We start from the raw sequence: 4,806 nt of genomic DNA, 5'->3' as shown, positions 1-4,806 counted from the left end.
GCACACGCCCACCGGGCAGGTGTTGCTGTGGCACTGGCGCACCATGATGCAGCCCATCGCCACCAGGCTCATGGTGCCGATGCCATATTCCTCCGCGCCCAATATGGCGGCGATCACCACGTCGCGGCCGGTCTTCAGGCCGCCATCGGCGCGCAGCTTGATGCGGTGGCGCAAGCCGTTGAGCGTGAGCACCTGATTGACCTCAGACAGGCCCATTTCCCACGGCGTGCCGGCATATTTGATGCTGGTTTGCGGGGACGCGCCGGTGCCGCCGACATTGCCGGAAATCAGGATCACATCGGCATGCGCCTTGGCCACGCCGGCGGCCACGGTGCCGATGCCGGCGCTGCTCACCAGCTTGACGCACACCCGCGCGCGGTTGTTGATCTGCTTCAGGTCGTAAATCAGCTGCGCCAGATCCTCGATCGAATAGATATCGTGGTGCGGCGGCGGCGAAATCAGCGTCACGCCCGGCGTGGCATGGCGCAGCCGGGCAATCAGCTCGGTCACCTTGAAGCCCGGCAACTGCCCGCCTTCACCCGGCTTGGCGCCTTGCGCCACCTTGATTTCGATCTCTTCGCAGGCGTTCAGATAGTCAGCGGTCACCCCAAACCGCCCCGATGCCACCTGCTTGACCACGCTGTTGGCATTGTCGCCATTGGCATAGGGCTTGTAACGCACCGGGTCTTCGCCGCCTTCGCCCGATACCGCCTTGGCGCCGATGCGGTTCATGGCCACCGCCAGCACCTCATGGGCTTCGGGGGACAGCGCGCCCAGGCTCATGCCCGGCGTGACAAAGCGCTTGCGAATTTCGCTCACCGATTCGACCGCTTCGATCGGCACGGATTTGGTGCCCGGCACAAAATCGAGCAGATCGCGCAGCGAAATCGGCGGCAGCGCCTGCACGCCGCGGCTGAATTTCAGATAATCGCTATAGCCATCGCGGCTCACAGCGGTTTGCAGCAAGTGAATCAGATGCGCGCTCCACGCATGCGCCTCCCCGCCCGCCCGCCAGCGATAAAGCCCGCCGACCGGCAGCACAGCGATGCCTTCGTCCCACGCCTTTTCGTGGCGCAGCTGCGCGTTGATGAACAAAGATTCAAAGCCTTCGCCGCTCAATTTGGCCGGCATGCCCGGGAAGAAATCATTGACCAGCGCCCGGCTCAGCCCAACCGCTTCGAAATTATAGCCGCCGCGGTACGAGGAGATCACGGCAATGCCCATCTTGGCCATGATCTTGAGCAGGCCATCATCGACAGCCTTCTTGTAGCGCGCCACGCATTCATCGATGGACAGCGCGCCAAACAGGCCGCGGCTGTGGCGATCGGCAATCGATTCCTGCGCCAGATAGGCGTTCACCGTGGTGGCACCCACCCCGACCAGCACGGCAAAATAATGCGTGTCCAGCGCTTCGGCAGCGCGCACATTGATGCTGGCATAGGCGCGCAGGCCCTTGCGGATCAGATGCGTCTGCACCCCGGCGGTGGCGAGGATCATGGCGATGCCCGCCCGCTCCGCCGATTGATGCTCGTCGGTCAGGAACAATTGCGTCTTGCCCTGGCGCACCGCGGTTTCGGCTTCGGCGCGCACCCGCGCAATCGCTTCGCGCAGCGCTGCCGGCCCGCCCGCGATTTCGAACGTGCAATCAATCTCCACGGCCTTGCGGCCGAAATGATCCTTCAGCAAAAACCAGTCGCGGTTGGACAGCACCGGGCTTTTCATCACCATCACGCCGGCCTGGGTGGCTTCGTCATCCAATATGTTGGTCAGGTTGGAAAAGCGCGTGGTCAGGCTCATCACCCGGGTTTCGCGCAGCGAATCGATCGGCGGGTTGGTGACCTGGCTGAAATTCTGCCGGAAAAAATGCGACAGGTTGCGGGCATTGTCCGAAATCACCGCCAGCGGTGCATCATCGCCCATGCTGCCCACGGCTTCCTTGGCATCCTCCACCATCGGCGCCAGCAGCAGCTCCATGTCTTCCATGGTCTGGCCGGCGGCCACCTGGCGGCGGCGCAAGTCATCGCGGGCATAGGCCGGCGCTGGCTCGGGCGCATCATGGCCGGGCAGGGTTTCAAAATTGGTGAACTCCGCCACCAGCGCCTGATAATCCTGCGCCGCCGCCACCATCGCCTTGATCTCGGCATCGGCGTACAAGCGCGAAGGGGCGGCATCCAGATCAACCGCGATCATCTCACCGGGGCCAAGCGCGCCCTTTTTCGCCACTTCGGCTTCGGGCACCACCACCATGCCGGCTTCGCTGCCCGTGATCAGCAGGCCATCGGTGGTCAGGCAATAGCGCATCGGGCGCAGCGCGTTGCGGTCCAGCCCGGCCACCACCCAGCGGCCATCGGTCATCGCCAGCGCCGCCGGCCCATCCCACGGCTCCATCACGCTGGCAAAAAACGCATACATGGCGCGCGTGGCGGGATCGAGGCTGTCGTCCTTCTGCCACGCCTGCGGGATCAGCATCAGCTTGGCGGTCGGCGCATCGCGGCCCGACCGCACAAAGGCTTCGAACACCGCGTCCAGCGCGGCGGTATCGGATGCACCGGCCGGGATCAGCGGCTTGATGTCTTCGCTATGCTCGCCGAATGCAGCGGCAGCCATCTTGATCTCGTGGCTTTTCATCCAGTTGGTGTTGCCGCGAATCGTGTTGATCTCGCCATTGTGCGCCAGGCAGCGGAACGGCTGCGCCAGCCACCATTGCGGGAAGGTGTTGGTGGAATAACGCTGGTGGTAGATCGCAAAGCGCGACACGAACCGCTCATCGAGCAGATCGGGGTAAAACTGGCTGAGCGATTCGGCCAGAAACAGGCCCTTGTAGATGAGCGTGCGCGAGGACAGCGAGCAGATATAGAAACCCTGGATCTGCGCTTCGATCACCTTTTTCTCGATGCGGCGGCGGATCAGGAACAGATCCTTCTCGAACTGCTCCTTGCTTTCGGCATCGACAGCACGCGGGCCGGCGATCATGATCTGTTCGATCTCCGGCCGGCTCAGCATCGCCTTGTCACCGATGCAGCTGATATCCACCGGCACCTGCCGCCAGCCATAGACCTTGTAGCCAAAGCCGATGATTTCGGATTCAACGATGGTGCGGCAGGCCTCCTGCGCGCCCAGATCGGTGCGCGGCAGGAACACCTGGCCCACCGCCAGCAAGCCGGCGACCGGCTTCTGGCCATGGCGTTCGACATGCTCATGAAAGAAATCGACCGGGATTTCGACCAGGATGCCAGCGCCGTCGCCGGTCTTGCCGTCCGCATCCACGGCGCCGCGGTGCCACACTGCCTTCAGGGCATCGATGGCCGCCGTTACCACCCGGCGCTGCGGCCGGCCATCCGTCGCGGCCACCAATCCGACACCGCAGGCATCGGATTCAAGATCGGGCCGGTACATGCCAGTGGCCGCAATGCGTGCGCGCTCGGCAGCATCAGCCATGAAGGGGGCGTGATTGGTCATGATGCGTCGTCCTGTCGGTTATTTGCGCGGTGGCGGCGTCGCGGAGCCCAGCGGTGCCAATGCCTCGCGCAGCTTGGCGGCATTGGCCTGCATGGCCATGTCGATCTTGGTGCCAATCAGCCGGGCGGTTTGCTGGCCGATCTCATTCTGCACGGCGCCCTGCTTCTTTTGCAGGGCCACGCCTAGCGGGCTGCGATAAAAGGCGGCCAGGCCGTTCAATTCGGCGGCGGTATATTGGCGGGCATAGGCATCGCGGGCGGCTGTCACCACGCTGCCGATGTTCTGATTGATCACCGTTTGCGCAATATCAGCCTGGATGGCGCCGGCCTTTTGCAGCGCGACATCGAATTTGGCCTTGTTGGCCTGATAGGCCGGCACAAAGCCGGGCTGCTGCGCCAGCATGGCCCGCACCACGAAGCCAGAGCGCATCTGTTTGACCGTGCTGGCCATCTGCGTCTGCAATTGGGATTTCAGGCCCAGTTGCGCGACCAATGCCGCTGCCGCCTGCAAGGTGGCAGCATCCGCGCGCACCGCCGGCGGCGCGGCCACACCAGGACGCGCCTGTTGGGGCGGGGCAGCAGCAGCACCAACAACGGCAACAGCGGCGATCAAGAATGACATGGCAAATCCTTTGGCGTGTTTGCAGCAATAGTGTCGGACACGGCGCCCGATCAGGCCGCCCGCGCCGCTATACCAGCCCGGGCGCGCAGATACTGGTGCATTTGCACCGCCACGTCACGCCCATCACGCACCGCCCACACCACAAGACTGGCGCCGCGCACAATATCCCCGGCGGCAAACACGCCATCAAGCCCGGTCATCATCGTGCGGTGATCGACCCGCACCGTCCCCCAGCGCGTCACCGGCAGATCGGGCGCACCAAACAGCGTCGGCAAATCCTCGGCATCAAAGCCCAGCGCCTTGATCACCAGATCGGCTTTGGCGGTGAACTGGGTGCCGGCATCAGGCTCCGGACTGCGGCGGCCATCGGCGCCGGGCTGGCCCAGCCGCATGGCCTGCGCCACCACCCCAAACGGCGTGATTTGCGCCGGCGCGGCCAACCAGACGAATTCCACGCCCTCTTCCTCGGCATGGGCAACTTCGCGCGCCGAACCGGGCATGTTGCTGCGGTCACGGCGGTACAGGCATTTCACGCTGGCCGCGCCCTGCCGCACCGCGGTGCGCACGCAGTCCATGGCCGTATCGCCGCCGCCGATCACCACGACATGCCGGCCCTGCGCATCAAAGCGCGCGGCATCCGGCACCACATCGCCAAAGCCGGCGCGGTTGGACGCAATCAGGAAATCCATGGCCTCCAACGTGCCGGGGCCATCGGCGCCGGGCACA

The 4,806-nt window shown here is 64.5% G+C and carries 3 protein-coding genes; all 3 read right to left on the bottom strand.

Going from position 1 to position 4,806, the window contains the following annotated elements:
* Nucleotides 1–3,459 (bottom strand): glutamate synthase large subunit (gltB, locus tag ABWP50_RS10075; protein ID WP_353217863.1); only part of this gene is annotated, 3,459 nt, incomplete at its 3' end.
* Between the two features lie 18 nt (nucleotides 3,460–3,477).
* On the bottom strand, nucleotides 3,478–4,080 hold the full coding sequence (locus ABWP50_RS10070) for a DUF2059 domain-containing protein (protein ID WP_353217862.1): 603 nt from the start codon (nucleotides 4,078–4,080) through the stop codon (nucleotides 3,478–3,480).
* A 50-nt stretch (nucleotides 4,081–4,130) separates the two neighbouring features.
* On the bottom strand, nucleotides 4,131–4,806 hold a 676-nt coding region (locus ABWP50_RS10065; protein WP_353217861.1), incomplete at its 5' end, for an FAD-dependent oxidoreductase.

The organism is Sandarakinorhabdus sp. (assembly GCF_040398645.1).
GTDB lineage: Bacteria > Pseudomonadota > Alphaproteobacteria > Sphingomonadales > Sphingomonadaceae > Sandarakinorhabdus.
This window is presented reverse-complemented; position numbering and strand designations above follow the sequence as displayed.

Excerpts from the sequence above, each read along its gene's own strand:
- ABWP50_RS10070 (WP_353217862.1), bottom strand. The coding sequence starts at position 4,080 with ATGTCATTCTTGATCGCCGCTGTTGCCGTTGTTGGTGCTGCTGCTGCC.